At 62.4% G+C, this 638-nt stretch carries 1 protein-coding gene; it reads left to right on the top strand.

All coding sequences use genetic code 11. From position 1 onward, the window contains the following. A partial coding sequence (locus tag PXJ20_RS32920; protein WP_421057514.1) for an ISNCY family transposase occupies nt 1-638 on the top strand: 638 nt, incomplete at both ends.

Raw genomic sequence — 638 nt, 5'->3', positions numbered from 1 at the left:
GCGACCGGACGGCTGATGACGCTGCACTTCACGGCGACGGAGTCGACGTTCAGCTATTTCGAGGCACTGTCGAAGTATCTGGGCGCGCACGGCAAGCCGGTGGCGTTCTACAGCGACAAGGCCAGCGTGTTTTACGTGAAGGACCGCTCGGCGACGGCAGGCAAAGGCGTCACGCAGTTCGGGCGTGCCCTGTACGAACTCAATATCGAGACTTTCTGCGCGAATTCGAGCCAGGCCAAGGGGCGCGTGGAGCGGGCCAACCTGACGTTGCAGGACCGGCTGGTGAAGGAACTGCGGTTGCGCGGCATCAGCACATGGGAGGCCGCCAATGCGTATGCGCCCTCCTTCGTCGCGGACTTTAACCGGCGTTTTGCCAGGGCGGCCGCGAGCGATCACAACGCTCACCGGCCGGTCCGCGATGACGAGGACCTGCGGCAGATTCTGGCCTATCGCGTGCCGCGCAAGGTCACGAATGCGCTGACGGTGCAGTATGACCGGGTGATGTATCTGCTGCAGGACACGGTAGCCAACCGCAACCTGATCCACCAGTACGTGGAGGTCGTCGAGTATCCAGACGGAAGGATCGAGATTCAGGCTGACGGCATCGTGTTGCCGTACACGGAATACGACCGCATTGC

Source organism: Paraburkholderia sp. A1RI_3L (assembly GCF_048957895.1).
GTDB classification, from domain to species: Bacteria; Pseudomonadota; Gammaproteobacteria; order Burkholderiales; family Burkholderiaceae; genus Paraburkholderia; species Paraburkholderia kururiensis.
The sequence above is the reverse complement of the archived record's forward strand: the minus strand, read 5'-3'. Positions and strand labels throughout refer to the sequence as shown.